At 62.3% G+C, this 14268-nt stretch carries 12 protein-coding genes and 1 tRNA gene; 3 read left to right on the plus strand and 10 right to left on the minus strand.

Annotated elements, in window-relative coordinates; translation table 11 throughout:
• Genes IPU70_RS24300 through IPU70_RS24320 form a run of 5 tightly spaced genes read right to left on the minus strand, consistent with a single transcriptional unit; the run spans position 1 to position 4552 of the window.
• Positions 1 to 1545 (minus strand): acyl-CoA carboxylase subunit beta, encoded by a 1545-nt coding sequence (locus IPU70_RS24300; protein WP_207471213.1) that lies wholly within the window; start codon positions 1543 to 1545, stop codon positions 1 to 3.
• A gap of 32 nt (positions 1546 to 1577) precedes the next feature.
• Complete coding sequence (locus tag IPU70_RS24305; protein WP_207471215.1) at positions 1578 to 2246, minus strand: 3-oxoacid CoA-transferase subunit B; 669 nt, start codon at positions 2244 to 2246, stop codon at positions 1578 to 1580.
• Positions 2233 to 2922 (minus strand): 3-oxoacid CoA-transferase subunit A, encoded by a 690-nt coding sequence (locus IPU70_RS24310; RefSeq protein ID WP_207471216.1) that lies wholly within the window; start codon positions 2920 to 2922, stop codon positions 2233 to 2235. The genes IPU70_RS24305 and IPU70_RS24310 overlap by 14 nt, the downstream gene beginning before the upstream one ends.
• 59 nt (positions 2923 to 2981) lie before the next feature.
• Entirely contained in the window at positions 2982 to 4154 is a 1173-nt protein-coding gene (locus IPU70_RS24315) for a thiolase (RefSeq protein WP_207471217.1), read from the minus strand.
• On the minus strand, positions 4151 to 4552 hold the full coding sequence (locus IPU70_RS24320) for an OB-fold domain-containing protein (RefSeq protein ID WP_207471225.1): 402 nt from the start codon (positions 4550 to 4552) through the stop codon (positions 4151 to 4153). Before IPU70_RS24320 ends, IPU70_RS24315 begins: the two co-directional genes overlap by 4 nt.
• A gap of 154 nt (positions 4553 to 4706) precedes the next feature.
• Here IPU70_RS24320 and IPU70_RS24325 point away from each other — a divergent pair, with 154 nt between their 5' ends.
• The gene (locus IPU70_RS24325) at positions 4707 to 5639 is read left to right on the plus strand and encodes a LysR family transcriptional regulator (protein WP_207471228.1); all 933 of its coding nucleotides are present in this window, start codon (positions 4707 to 4709) and stop codon (positions 5637 to 5639) included.
• Between the two features lie 15 nt (positions 5640 to 5654).
• On the opposite strand, the gene IPU70_RS24330 is transcribed toward IPU70_RS24325, so the two are convergent.
• Complete coding sequence (locus IPU70_RS24330) at positions 5655 to 6248, minus strand: YSC84-related protein (RefSeq protein ID WP_207471230.1); 594 nt, start codon at positions 6246 to 6248, stop codon at positions 5655 to 5657.
• Positions 6249 to 6574: 326 nt separating this feature from the next.
• Between IPU70_RS24330 and IPU70_RS24335 the strand changes: the two genes are divergently transcribed.
• Entirely contained in the window at positions 6575 to 6733 is a 159-nt protein-coding gene (locus IPU70_RS24335) for a DUF6726 family protein (protein ID WP_207471232.1), read from the plus strand.
• Positions 6734 to 7054: 321 nt separating this feature from the next.
• Complete coding sequence (locus IPU70_RS24340) at positions 7055 to 8134, plus strand: acyltransferase (protein WP_207471234.1); 1080 nt, start codon at positions 7055 to 7057, stop codon at positions 8132 to 8134.
• 500 nt (positions 8135 to 8634) lie between these two features.
• Here the strand turns inward: IPU70_RS24340 and IPU70_RS24345 are convergent.
• From IPU70_RS24345 to rpsU, 4 genes are all read right to left on the minus strand, one after another.
• Positions 8635 to 8713: transfer RNA gene (locus IPU70_RS24345), tRNA-Ile, on the minus strand.
• Positions 8714 to 8722: 9 nt separating this feature from the next.
• A complete protein-coding gene (gene rpoD, locus IPU70_RS24350; RefSeq protein WP_207471235.1) occupies positions 8723 to 10987 on the minus strand; it encodes an RNA polymerase sigma factor RpoD in 2265 nt (754 codons plus the stop codon).
• 768 nt (positions 10988 to 11755) lie between these two features.
• Positions 11756 to 13810, minus strand: a complete 2055-nt coding sequence (gene dnaG / locus IPU70_RS24355; protein ID WP_207471236.1) for a DNA primase — start codon at positions 13808 to 13810, stop codon at positions 11756 to 11758.
• Positions 13811 to 13829: 19 nt separating this feature from the next.
• Positions 13830 to 14042: a 30S ribosomal protein S21 gene (gene rpsU, locus IPU70_RS24360; RefSeq protein ID WP_006218592.1), complete on the minus strand. Its 213-nt coding sequence runs from the start codon at positions 14040 to 14042 to the stop codon at positions 13830 to 13832.
• Between the last annotated feature and the right edge of the window lie 226 nt (positions 14043 to 14268).

Genomic DNA, 14268 nt, shown 5'->3' on the forward strand with positions numbered 1-14268 from the left:
TCAGGGCCGGTATCCAGTGGCCACCTGGCCAGGCTGGCGCAGCGGTGCGGCCAGATTCACGAACTCGACCAGGCGCGCACGCGTGCAGGCCGGATCGATGATGTCTTCGATGACGAAGGCCTCCGCGCTGCGGAAGGGCGACGTCAGGGCGCGCACTCGTGCCTCGATTTCCACGCGCTTGGCTTCGGGATCGGCGGCCGCCTCGATCTCCGACCGGTACGCCACCTCCAGCCCGCCCTCGATCGGCAGCGAGCCCCACTGGGCCGAAGGCCAGGCATAGCGGAAATTGAAACGGCTGGAATTCTGATGGCCGCCCGCGGCCACGCCGAAGGCCCGCCGCATGATCAGGGAAAACCACGGCACCGTTGACTGCGAGACCGCCGTCAGCGCCCTGACTCCGGCGCGCATCACGCCGTCCTTCTCGGCCTCCAGGCCGATCTGGAAGCCCGCGACGTCCACCAGGTTCACCACCGGAAGATGGAAGGTTTCTGCCAGGTCGACCAGACGGGTGAATTTCTCGGCGGTGTGCCGGTCCCAGCCGCCGCCGTAGTGATAGGGATTGCTGGCGACGAACAGCACCGGCCAGCCATCCACCCGAGCCAGCCCGCCCACGATCGCCCTGCCCCAATGCCGGCCGATTTCGAACACGGTGCCCGGATCGAACAAGGTGTCCAGTATCGGCCGGATCTTGTAGACCTTGCGCGTATCCTTCGGAATGGCGGTCCGCAGCCATTCCTGCTCCGCCGCGGCGACGGGGACCTCTCCCCTGGGCGCGAGTTCGTAGACCGACGCCGGCAGATACGACAGGAAACGCCGGGCCGCCGCAAAGGCCTCGTCCTCGGAATCCACCTCATCGTCCACCACGCCGTTACGGGTGTGTATGGCGCTTCCACCCAGCTCGTTCTTACTCAGTTTCTGGCCGATCTTGGCCACCACCGGAGGCCCCGCGATAAAAAGCTGCGAGGTGTCCTTGACCATGACGGAGTAGTGGCTGCCGGCGACGCGCGCGGCCCCCTGGCCGGCCACCGACCCGAGGGCCAGCGACACCACAGGGACCTGGGCCAGGTTGCGCGCCACGTAGGCCCAGATCTTCATCTTCGGCAGCAGCGCATGCCCCATCTTCTCGATGTTCTTGACCGAGCCGCCTCCGCCCGTGCCGTCGATCAGGCGTACCAGCGGCAAGCGCAGGTCGAACGCCATTTGTTCGGCAAAAATCATCTTGTCGCCCACGGCGCCGTCGTTCGCGCCGCCGCGCACGGTGAAGTCGTCGCCCACGACTACGACGCTTTTGCTGTCCAGCGCCGCGCGCCCCATGATCACGTTCGACGGCATCACGTGGACCAGGCGGCCCTGCTCGTCATATTCGCCGCTTCCGGCCAAACCTCCCACCTCGACGAACGAACCGCCATCGACCAGCCGTTCGATCCGCTGGCGGATGTCCAGCTTGCCCGCGTCGTGCTGACGCTGCACCTTTTCCGCGCCGCCCATGCGCAGGGAATACTCCTTGCGGCGTGCCAGTTCGTCCAACTCCTGCGTCCAGCTCATGACTTCCTCCAATGACGGCGTCCACCTGAAATTCAGGGCGCCAGTTCGATCCATGCATCGTCCAGCTTCAAGTCCACCGCGGTCCGCGCCTGCAGCGCCGCAAAATCCAGGCCCCGCACCATCGCCCGCACACGCAGTCCGTCCGGCGTGATGTCCAGGATTGCCAGATCGCTGTAGATGCGATCGACCACGGCCTTGCCGGTTAGGGGATAGGTGCATTCAGGCACGATCTTCGGGCGGCCATCCCGGTCCACGTGCTGCATCATTACGAAGATGCGTTTGGCGCCTGCTACCAGGTCCATGGCCCCGCCCACGGCTGGAATCGAGTCTTCGCGTCCCGTGTCCCAGTTGGCCAGGTCGCCGTCGGCCGAAACCTGGAAGGCGCCCAGCACGGTCAGATCGATATGGCCGCCGCGCATCATGGCGAAGGACACCACGTGGTCGGTGATCGAGGCGCCGATGTCCAGCGCAACGGGCTCCTTGCTGGCGTTGAGCAGATCCCTATCGACCGCGACGCCCGGCGGCAGTCCTTTCATGCCCAGGATGCCGTTTTCACTGTGCAGCACCACGCCGCGCTCGGGCTTCAGATAGTCGGCCACCGACGTCGGCATGCCGATGCCCAGATTGACGTAGGAGGCGGGCGGAATGTCGTCGGCGACGATCTGAGCCATGCGCGCGCGGGACAGGCTATTGATACTCATTGGGACACTCGACGATGCGTTGAACGAAAATCCCGGGCGTCATGACCTGTTCCGGCGCCAGTTCCCCCAGAGACACCACCTGGTCTACCTGGGCCACCGTCAACCTCGCGGCCATGCACATCACGGGTCCGAAATTACGGCTGGCGTAGCGGTAGGTCAGATTGCCCGCGCTGTCGCCGTACTGCGCCTTCACGAAGGCCACATCGCCCGGCAGCGGCTCTTCCAGTACGTAGCCGCGGCCGTTGATCACGCGCGCTTCCTTGCCTTGCGCCAAGCGGGTTCCGTAGGCAGTGGGCGTGAAGAACGGACCCATGCCGGCTCCGGCCGCGCGCAAGCGCTCGGCCAGCGTGCCTTGCGGCACCACCTCCAGTTCGACTCTGCCTGCGGCATACCACTCTCCGAACGCCGCGGCATTGGGCTTCTTGGGATTCGACGAGCGCGCAAAGGAGCAGATCACTTTCCGCACCCGCCCCGCCCGGATCAGCTGACTCAAACCCTGCTCGCCATTGCCCGCGTTGTTGTTGACGATGGTCAGTTCGCGCGCGTCGGTCTCCAGTAGCGCCTGCAGCAGTTCCGTCGGCACGCCGGAAGCGCCAAACCCGCCTATCAGCAGCGTGGCGCCATCCGCCACCCCGGCCACGGCCTCCTCCAGGGAAGGCACGATCTTGTTCAACATTGCTTACCCCATGGCGGTGAACGCGGTTGCGCCGCTTCCACCGCAAACTTGTTGGACGGTCACAGCGTAGGCAACGCGCTGAGGATCGCGGTGGACTGGCTGGACAGCGTGCCGCCGTTGCCGTGCACCAGGGCCAGGTTCGGATCCCTCAACTGGCGCTCACCGCACTCTCCACGCAGCTGCCTGACCGCCTCGACCATGAGAAACACCCCGTACATGCCCGGATGCACGCAGGACAGGCCGCCGCCGTTGGTGTTGACGGCCAGCCGCCCGCCGGGCGCGATCGCGCCATCGTCCACAAACGCGCCGCCCTCGCCCTTCCGGCAGAACCCCAGGTCCTCCAGGAACAGGATGGTGTTGATGGTGAAGGCGTCGTACAGCATGGCCAGGTCCATGTCTTTCGCTGAGACGCCGGCCATCTCGTAGCAGCGCTTGCCCGATTCGAGCGCTGCGGTCACGGTCAGGTCATGCATGGACGAAACCTGCCGGTTCCAAATCGCGGTCGCGTTGCCCATCACGTACACCGGTTTCTGGGCGCAGTCGCGCGCGCGGTCCGACCGGGTCAGCACGAACGCGCCGGCGCCGTCGCTGACCATGCAACAGTCGCGCACCGTAAAGGGCTCGCAGACCGGACGCGCCGCCTCGACGTCCGCCAACGACAGCGGCTCCCGCATGGTGGCTTCAGGGTTCAACTGCGCCCATTTCCGCGCTGCTACCGCCACTTCAGACAACTGCTTGCGCGTGGTGCCGTACTGATGCATGTGGCGGCTCGCGGCCAAGGCGTAGGCCGCCACGGGCAGAGGCGGGTCATAAGGCGTTTCGTAGGGCTGCGGGTCGAGGAATTTCCGCACGCGGGTCAGATCGGCACGGTTGAACGTGGCGGTGCGCTGGGTACTGCCGTAGCAGACCAGAACCGCATTGCACTGCCCGGAAGCGAGCGCGTGCATGGCCGGGAGCAAATGCGCCACATAGCTGGAACCGCCGATCATGGTGCTGTCCACGAAGGTCGGACGTATGCCGAGATACTCAACGACCGACATCGCCCACATGGGCGACAGGGAACTACAGGTCGTTATGCCGTCTATGTCCTTGAGGCTCAAGCCGGCGTCCGCAATCGCGGCCATGGCGGCTTGCGCCAGCACTTCCTGCTCGCTATGGCCGCTGGCCTGTCCCAGCCCGGCCAGCCCCACGCCGACCACGGCCGTCTTGCCTCTCAAGTCGCGCAGCGTCATGCTGTCCTCCCCGAGGGCACGAACACCACTTGCGCGGCATGGCCGTCCGCCACGATCCGGGCGCTGACGCGCATGCCGATACGCACCTGCGCGGGCGCCAGGTCCGCGACCCGGCTCATCATCCGCACGCCTTCCGGCAAATCCACCAGGCAGACGTTGTAGTCTCCGCCCTGCTCCGGCTTGCGGTACACGGTCGTGGTGGCATACACCACTCCCTCACCCGAAGGCGAGAACCAGCGCAATGCCAAGCCGCCGCAATGGGGGCACACGCAGCGGGGATAGAACACCGCCTGGCTGCAATCCTCGCAACGTTGAATCTGGAACCGGCCCGCCGCCAGCCCATCTAGATAAATCCGCTCGGGTCCGCCCGCTGCCTGCGCACTGCTCTGGATCTCCACCCATGCCTCCTGTCGTGTCGTCTTCTGAACCTGCCAACATTGCGGTTCAGTGTAGGGACAGGCATGCGGCAGATAAACGGACTCGAGGGCAAATCACCTTTAACTTTCCGCGTGGGAATGGCTAAGATGGCGTGCACCCATCAGCCCGAGCGCCATGTACATCCTGATAGACCATCTCAAGCATGTTCTGAATTTCGTGCGGGTCGCGGACAGCGGCAGCTTCACGGCCGCGGCGCACCGGCTCGATATCTCAACCGCGTCGGTGAGCAAGAGCGTTTCACTGCTTGAAGCCAAGTTGGGCGTGAAGCTGCTCAACCGCACCACGCGCAACCTGTCGCTGACGGACGATGGCGAATTGCTGCTGCAGCGTTGCCGCCATATCCTGCTCGAAGTGGAGGCCGCCGAGGCCGAAGTAACGGGAGCGAGCGAGAGTCCGCGCGGCAAACTGCGCGTGCATGCGCCGGTCGGGTTGGGCAGAAAGGTGATCATGCCTGCGCTGCTGTCGCTGACCGCGCGCTACCCGGAACTATCGATCAACGCCGATTTCAGCGACCGCATGCCCAATCTGGCCGAAGAAGGATTGGATGCCACCATACGTATCGGCGTCACCGCGGATTCGCGCCTCATCGCCAAGACCTTGTCCCAGCTGCGCTACGTCACCTGCGCCAGCCCCGCCTATCTGGCCGTGCACGGCACGCCGGCCACACCCGCCGAACTGGAACGGCACAACTGCCTGGCCTACGTCCAATGGCAGACCGGCCGATATCACGAATGGGATTTCCAGAAAGGCGATGAGCGCTACACGATCACGCCTGCGGGCAACCTGAATGTGAACCATCCCGAAGCCATCCTGGATGCCGTGGTGGCCGGCGCGGGCATCGCCCGCATGGCCAGCTTCATCGCGGACGCCGCCGTCATGGACGGACGCCTGAAACTGGTGTTGACCGACTGGATGGCGCCTGGTGCGCCGGTCCAGCTGGTCTATCTGCCGAACCGGCACCTATCGCCGCGCATCCGCGCTTTTGTGGATGCAATGACGCAGGCCATGCCTCCCCAATTGCCTTGGGAAAAGGCCATGGGCCTGTAAGAGCGCGCGCGCCTGCTACAACAACAGCGGCGAAATCTTGCTGCCGTCCACTGACACTCCGGCCATGAGGCCGCCATTGTTCAAGACGAAACCGACGATGGGTTGTTGCGCGGTGTTGGTATCGATGCTGCCGTTGACGCCCACGTTGGCCACCGCGACCGTCGCGTCCGCCCCGACCGTCCAACCGCTGCTGGCGCGGAACTTGGCCAAGGCATCGTCCGTCATGAACAACACCACCATGGCCTTGGACTGGGCGCCAGCCTGCAAGCCAATAGAACCGCCCGTGATGCTGTAGTAGCCGGTATCCGAACCGCTCACGCGCAGCACGCCGGACCCATGCTGAGCTCCCACGATGAAGCTTGCACTCAATACGCCGGGGAACACCAACACCCCGCGCGCGCGTTCGACCAATTGCTTGGCCTGCGACGAGGATTGATAAAGCTTGGTCAGAGTGGCGTCCGCGGCGGTATCGAGCTCCTGGCGCTTTTCCGCAGCCGTGGCCGAGGATTGAGCGGTGGTCGTGGTGCAGCCGGTAAACAACAGGCTAGCCACGCCGAGCATCGCGGCGATCACGCCCGCTCGGCCTGCCTTGGGGAAAGTATCAAGCATGTAGCGCTCCTTCTTTTTGTTGGATGCCCTGCCGGGCGCGCCCGGCAGGAACGCCACCATCCTACCTGGGATTCTCCGGCCCTGGCGCCAGGCAAACAGGGGCTGCGTTACGTCCTGTTCCAAGACGAGCAAGTGTCATTACACTTGCCCAACATTTCCCCGCTTGTTGGCATGGAGACGCACAGCAGAATGCCGCCTTCGCCATGCATCGCGCACATTTTCTTCAAATGGAAATCCGCGTCTGAACATAATCGACATCGACGCCGCGGGACACCGCCAGCCCTTGCCCGGGCTGCGCCTTGATCAACTATTTTCGAGTACGGCCAATGAAGTGGATCTTGATTTCAATGCTGTGCCTATCCGCGTCCGGTTGCGGCGTGGTTGCCGCCCCTTGCCGCATTGCATCGGCCGCCATCAAGATCGTGCCGGTCGTCGGCGATGTCGCTGCGGCGCCGACGGATGCTTGCGCGGAAGTCATCGATTGATTGCTGCGGCGCCACGACGGATCGGAAAACAGCCGAAGTCGCGCTTGGGCGCCAAAGAATCAAAATCCCAGATGTGCAAATAGACGGGTCTCGGATTACTTGGAGACCCGCGTCTTTCTTGGTAGGCCCCCGAGAGTCGAATTTGGCACCGACGGATTATGAGTCAACGGCCACGGTGCTCGCAGAGCCACAACATGGCTGCGAAATTTACCTACTTCGCCATGGTGGTTTTCCCTCTACAGCGGTAGGACTGCCTAGCGCACCACTTTGGCGCACACGGGCTACAATCCGGCCCAAATTTCGAATTTACAGAGAATAAAAATGATACAAAACATCCCGGCTCTCACTGGAGTTCGTGGGTATGCGGCGCTTTGGGTTGTTCTGATGCACTACACCTGGGGAGGAGGCATGAAAGGCGAAGGGCTTTTCATGCAGATCTTGCTATACGGCTTCTCGGGCGTGATCGTGTTCCTGGTCCTGAGCGGATTCGTGATGGCTCACGTCTATCCGGAGTTCCGAAAGTCGGTCAATCTTGGCGCCTACGGCAGTTACTTTTACAAACGAGTGGCCCGGATTTACCCTCTGCATTTAGTTACACTTCTGGCCTTTCTTGCCCTCATGGAAGCTGGATATCCACTGCGAACGCCCAATGAAACGGCCTTCACTTTCGGCTTGAATTTGCTCTTGATCCAGGCTTGGGGCTTCGTCAATCAGTTTTCATGGAACGCGCTGTCCTGGACCATCAGCGTGGAAATGTTCGCATATATCTGGTTCCCGTTCGCCGCGCTGATCCTGTTCAAGCTGCCCAAGGTGTTCGCGGCTGCCGTAATGGCTGCCATGGTCTGGATTCTGATGAAAATGCCCCATATCGGCCTCTTGCAGGCCGCTGGCGTCGATACGAGCAACATTGTCCTGTCCCACGGCAATTTCCTGGTTCAGTTCACGTCCGTCTTCATCGCTGGCGTGGCTCTCTATCGCGTCGTCCAGGACATCAATAAACTCCCTACCCTCGTTTCTGACGCTCTGGTGGTTGCTGGGATCGCCATCCTGGGATATGCATGCACTGTCCCGTTTCAATCGTGGATCATGACCTGCGGTGCGCTGCTGCTGATCGGCGGCCTGCTGTGCAATAAAGGCCTGGGACACCTTCTTTTCGGGAACCGGGTTTCGGTGTTCCTGGGCGAGATCTCCTATTCCCTGTACTTGACACACTTCCTGCTCAACGTGGTCATGTCCAACGAGATTGTAGGGCTGCGGTTGGCCGACAAGATCTCTCTGGCGATTTGCACGGCTACTATCTCCTACTACCTAATCGAACGGCCTTCTCGTAATCTCCTCCGCAAGCTGGGCACCAGAAAGAAAGCAGCCGCGCAGCCGGCTGTCGTCCCAGCTACCGCTTAGGCATTTCCCGAGCATCGAACGGGGCCCGGTGTCGGGCCGCGCATTCCGCGTATTGGAAAGCGAGGGCGACATATGCCTGCACAAGATCGTCCCAGGAAGCGGAATCAACGTGTGGGACTGGCGGGCACCGAGCGCTGAAATTAACAGGTAGCGTTGGCCACGTCGACGGCGTCGTTGGTTGCGCATACGCGGCCAGGGGCGCACACAGTAAGTACGCAAAGGGCACTGAACGATTCCACGGGTATAGCCGTCGCTGTACGGCATGGGTCATCTGCGTTTCCATGATCTGCGTCACAGTGCAGCCAGCGAATGATCAACGTCAGGGTTGATCTTTACACGGTCAGCGCGGTCCTGGGCCACAAGTCTGCCGCCCGCACAAAACGGTATGCACACTTGTCTACCGATTCCATCAAGTCCGCGCTTTGGGAGATTGGCAAGAAATCCCACACACAAAAGAAAGCGCGGGTTGCGTGAACTTCCCGCAAACCCGCGCCATTACTTGGTAGGCCCCCCGAGAGTCGAACTCGGCACCAACGGATTATGAGTCCGCTGCTCTAACCAGGCATGAGCTAGAGGCCCTAAAAACGATTACTGCCCTTCCAGGAAGCTCTTGAGCTTATCGGCGCGGCTGGGGTGACGCAGCTTGCGCAGTGCTTTCGCCTCTATTTGGCGAATGCGCTCGCGCGTGACGTCGAATTGCTTGCCCACTTCTTCCAGGGTCTGGTCCGTGCTCATTTCGATGCCGAAACGCATGCGCAGAACCTTGGCTTCACGCGGGGTGAGAGAGTCTAGCACTTCCTTGACCACATCGCGCATCGAACCGTGCAAGGCCGCGTCGGAAGGCGCCAGGGTGGACGTGTCTTCGATGAAATCGCCCAGGTGCGAGTCGTCGTCATCACCGATAGGAGTTTCCATGGAGATCGGTTCCTTGGCGATCTTCAGGATCTTGCGGATCTTGTCCTCGGGCATGTCCATCTTCTGCGCCAAGGTCGCGGGATCCGGCTCGGCGCCGGTTTCCTGCAGGATCTGGCGGCTGATCCGGTTCATCTTGTTGATCGTTTCGATCATGTGAACCGGAATACGGATGGTGCGCGCCTGGTCGGCGATGGAACGCGTGATGGCCTGACGGATCCACCAGGTCGCGTAAGTCGAGAACTTGTAGCCGCGGCGGTATTCGAACTTGTCCACGGCCTTCATCAGGCCGATGTTGCCTTCCTGGATCAGGTCCAGGAACTGCAGGCCGCGGTTCGTGTACTTCTTGGCGATCGAGATCACCAGACGCAGGTTGGCCTCGGTCATTTCGCGCTTGGCCTTGCGGGCCTTGGCTTCGCCGGTGGCCATGCGCTTGTTGACGTCCTTCAGGTCCTTCAGCGGCAGCACGACGCGCGTTTGCAGGTCGATGAGCTTCTGCTGCAGTTCCTGCACGGCGGGAATCTGGCGCTCCAGCGTTTCGGCGTACGGGTGACCGGCGGCCACTTCATCGACGACCCACTGCATGTTGGTTTCGTTGCCCGGGAACACCTTGATGAAGTGCGTGCGCGGCATGCCGGCACGGTCCACACACGTGTGCAGGACGGCGCGTTCGAGCTGGCGCACTTCCTCGACCTGCTGGCGCAGGGTGTCGGCCAGTTTCTCGACCATCTTGGCCGTGAAGCGGATGCCCATCAGTTCGTTCTGGATGGATTCCTGGGCGCGCACGTAGACGTCCGACTTGTAGCCGTCCTTCTCGTACGAGTGGCGCATCTTTTCGAATTGCTTGCCGACTTCGTCGAACTTGGCCAGGGCCTTCACGCGCAGGTCTTCCAGCTGCTTGCTGGACATGCCGCCGGCGGGACCATCATCGCCTTCGTCTTCCTCGGCGGTGACGCCGGCGCCGGCGTATTCCTCGCCGTCTTCCGGATCCACCAGGCCGTCGACCACTTCGTCGATCTGGGCCTGGCCTTCGCGCACGCGCAGGATGTGGGCCAGGATCTCGTTGATCGTGGTCGGGCAGGCCGAGATGGCCATGACCATGTGCTTCAGGCCGTCTTCGATGCGCTTGGCGATTTCAATTTCGCCTTCGCGCGTCAGCAGTTCCACCGAGCCCATTTCGCGCATGTACATACGCACGGGATCGGTGGTGCGGCCGAAATCGGAGTCCACGGTGGTCAGCGCGGCTTCGGCTTCGTCTTCGACGTCGTCATCGTTGGAGGCCACCGGCGCGTTTTCGCTCATCAGCAGCGTTTCGGCATCGGGCGCCTGGTCGTAGACCGCGATGCCCATGTCGCTGAACGTGCTGATGATGCCGTCGATCGCTTCCGCGTCGACCAGGTCGTCAGGCAGATGGTCGTTGATTTCGCCGTAGGTCAGGTAGCCGCGGTCCTTGCCCAGCTTGATCAGCTGCTTCAGGCGGTTGCGGCGCGCTTCGTATTCTTCGGGCGTAACGGGACCGCGGGCGATCAGATCCTTGGGATCGGCCTTGCCGCGCTTGCCGCCGCGCTTGGGCGGCTTCAGATCGGGCAGGACTTCGCCTTCGCCGTCCATCGCGTCGTCGAAGCCGTCGGAATCATTGTTGGCGTTCTTGGCCGGACGGCCCGGGCGGCGGCCGCTGGGCACGGGGCGCGCGCTGCCCACCAGATCGGCGAGCTTGTCTTCGGCCTTCTTGGCGCGGGCCTTCGTCACCTTCTCGGGCTTGTCAGCCGCGGCGGCCTTGGTCGCCTTCTTGGCGGCCGTCTTGGCGGCGGGCTTGGCGACCTTCACCGCCGTCTTGGCGGGCGCCTTTTCCGCTGCCATGCTTACGACGCGCTTGGCCGTGGTGGCCTTGGTTTCGGCCGCATCAATTGCAGAGGAGGATTTGCCGGTGGATTTGGTCATAGTCGCTTCCGTGGTCGTCGCAACCCGTTCGGGCATGTTGCACCGCATGAAGCCGCCTTGGACGGGCAGCCCAACACGGCGGTTATACGGGTAAAACTGGTGAATCAGCGGAGACCACACGGCTGCGTTGTTCGCAGCGCCAGCTCTTGCGAGCCCGTTTGGCGCCGTTCCGGTGCGATACCGTCATTGCGCCTTGCGTGCATGGCCTCATCCTGCGGGGGCTTCCGGGCGTCGGGGGGGCTGTCTGCCTATAAATAGGCTTTGCTTGCTTATTGGGCCTTAGCCCCAAGCAGCTGAGTAGACACAGCACCCAAACCACTAACGCTACGCGGAAATAACCGTCGCCGAACTGCTTGATTCACCGCTCAGCTATATTAATTAACTATGTAACAAATTTGACGCGCGCATCCGCTTTTATTTCTGCCGTTGCGCGCCTGACGTTCCATTTTTTTGGAGCGTCCGCCGCGTCCGGGTCGCGGGTCCCGCGTCAAACCCTATACATCCATTAGATTCCAGCATCCGGAATAGATTCCGTCTGCCAGACGCATTTCGTATTGCCCACTTATTGCGGCATCAGGATCACCACCAAATTCAGCAAGAATTAAGCAGAAATCGACTGCAAGCCCCTCAATTCGCAGACGCACCAGGCCAAGTCCGTCAAACATCGGCGCCCCGCAACGGGTACCGCGCCGCACAACAGCTACCTGCCCTAGCCCCACCGGCCAAAAAACACGCTATGCCGGCGGACAACCTTTGATTTTAGCGCATTTAGCGCACGCCGGCACCTTTCAGCACGGCCATGCGGCTGGAAAGCTCCAGATAGCGCTTGCGCGCCTCTTCCGTGGCCAACCCCGAGGCTGCGAGCTTGGCGATCTCCAGCTTGGCCGAGTCGAACTCAATGCGCCTCAAGGCATCATCCCACTCAGTTTGCGGGTCCGGCAGGTCTTCCTGGGACAGGATATCGGCCCGCAGCCCCTTCAGCACGGTGGCCAGATCCGAATCCGGATCCGCCGCCTCCAGCAACGCGCCGACATGGCGGGCGCCGCTGGATTGCGCCAGCATGATCAAGTCCCTTACAAGACCTAGATGGGGGCCATGGTCGATGACTTCAAGCTGCTGGTCGCCCATGGAGTCGACCAGCTCAGGATGTGCCAGCAGCAGGCCGAGCAGGCGTTTGGCTAGCGACGGCATGGTGCGGCGGCCCTCAAAGCCGCCGACGTCGTTGTCGCGCTTGCCTTTCCAGTTGCCTTTGCCGCCTTTCCAGTCGCTCTTGCCTTTCCAGTCGCCTTTGCCCTTCCACTCCTGTTTGCCGCCGTTGCGCTGACCGCCTCCGCCACCAAAGTCGGAACCCTGGGACGGCAAGTGGACCTGGTCCGCGTAATCGGACTCATCGGCCGGAATGTCATGAAAATCGTGACCGGCAAAGTCGTAGCCCGTGTCTGAATGGCCGGGCTCATGCTCCCGCCCGGATGCCGAGGCCGCATCCCCTCCCGCCACGCCGGATTTGGGCGCGGGCGCGAAGGGTTTTGCAGGCTGCTGCGCCAGCACCTGGGCCATTTCCTCTGGCGTCAGCTGAACCAGCTTGGCCATCTCCCGCTCGATCTGCACGCGCAGCGCGCACTCGGGAATGGTAGCCAGCAAGGGCTTGGCCTCGTGCAGGCAACTGGCCCGCCCTTCGGCTTCATTCATGTTGTGCCGCGAGGCCAGCTCATCCAGCAGGAAGCGGGAGAGCGCCACGGCCTCCCCCAGGCATGCGCGGAAGGCTTCCGCGCCCAGTTCGCGCACGTACGAGTCAGGATCGTGTTCAGTGGGCAGGAACAGGAAGCGGATCGCGATATCGTCGCGCAGCACCGGCAGGCATGCCTGCAAGGCGCGCCACGCGGCGCGCCTGCCGGCGCCATCGCCGTCGAAACTGAAGATAACCTTGTCGCTAGCGCGCAGCAGCTTCTTGACATGGTCCGGCGTGGTGGCGGTACCCAGCGTCGCCACCGCGTTGGCGATGCCTTGCTGGGCCAGACCGACCACGTCCATGTAGCCTTCGACCACAATGACCTGCCCTTCCTGGCGTATGGCCTGGCGCGCCTCCCACAGACCGTAAAGCTCATGCCCCTTGGAGAACAGCGGGGTTTCAGGCGAATTCAGGTACTTGGGCTCACCCTTGCCGATGATGCGGCCGCCGAATCCGATGAGACTGCCCCGCACATTGCGGATCGGAAACATGACCCGTTCCCGGAAGCGGTCGTAACGGCGCCCGTCCTCGGATTCGATGACCAGCCCGGACTCGACCAGGACGGGATCCTCGTAGGTCGGAAAGACTTGCGACAGGCCGTGGCGGTCGGTACCCGACCACCCCAGGCCGAAATGGGCCGCGATTTCACCCGTCAGGCCGCGCTGCTTCAGATAGCGGATCGCCGCGGGCGATGCCCGCAACTGCTTGAGGTAATGGGCCTGAGCGGCATCCAGCACCTGCGTGTGGCGAGATTCCTCGGCCTTGCGGCGCGCGGATTCCTGCTGCTGGCGTGGACTGCGGTTTTCTTCGGGGACCGTCATTCCCGCCGATGCCGCGAGCGTACGCACGGCATCGGGGAAACTGGCGCCCGTGTGTTCCATCAGAAAGGTGATGGCGCTGCCATGCGCTCCGCAACCGAAACAGTGATAGAACTGCTTGGTGGGGCTGACAGTGAACGAGGGACTTTTTTCGTTATGAAAAGGGCACAGGCCAAGCAAGTTGGCCCCACCCTTTCTCAACTGCACGTATCGCCCGACTATGTCGACGACGTCGACTCGGGCGAGCAAATCCTGGATGAATGATTCTGGAATCAATAGATTCGGGAATCAAAAATCAATACAGGCGCGGGGGCAGTTGTTGGCTACGGATGCGCTTGTAGTGGCGCTTCACAGCGGCGGCATGCTTGCGCTTGCGCTCGGCCGTGGGCTTCTCATAGAACTCGCGCGAACGCAGCTCGGTGAGCAAACCGGTCTTTTCGATGGTGCGCTTGAAGCGGCGCAGAGCGGCTTCAAACGGTTCGTTTTCCTTCAGTCGAACGATAGGCATAAAGTGATTGGCCTGCTTGTAGGGTAACAAAAGTTGATGACAAACCTGGCTTGCTTACCAGCAACGCTGCGCGGGTCCAGGTACGCGTAAACGGCCTCGTCGATACCAAAATCATACCAACAGAGGCAGGTACCGCGAACGGGGAACCTTGAAAGCGCAATCCAGGCGCTGGATGCTGGCTTCAGCGCTGCTTGGCAGCCCTGAACCGCAGATCCCATCCCGGATT

Source organism: Achromobacter sp. SD115 (genome assembly GCF_017355315.1).
Lineage (GTDB): Bacteria > Pseudomonadota > Gammaproteobacteria > Burkholderiales > Burkholderiaceae_B > Achromobacter > Achromobacter xylosoxidans_B.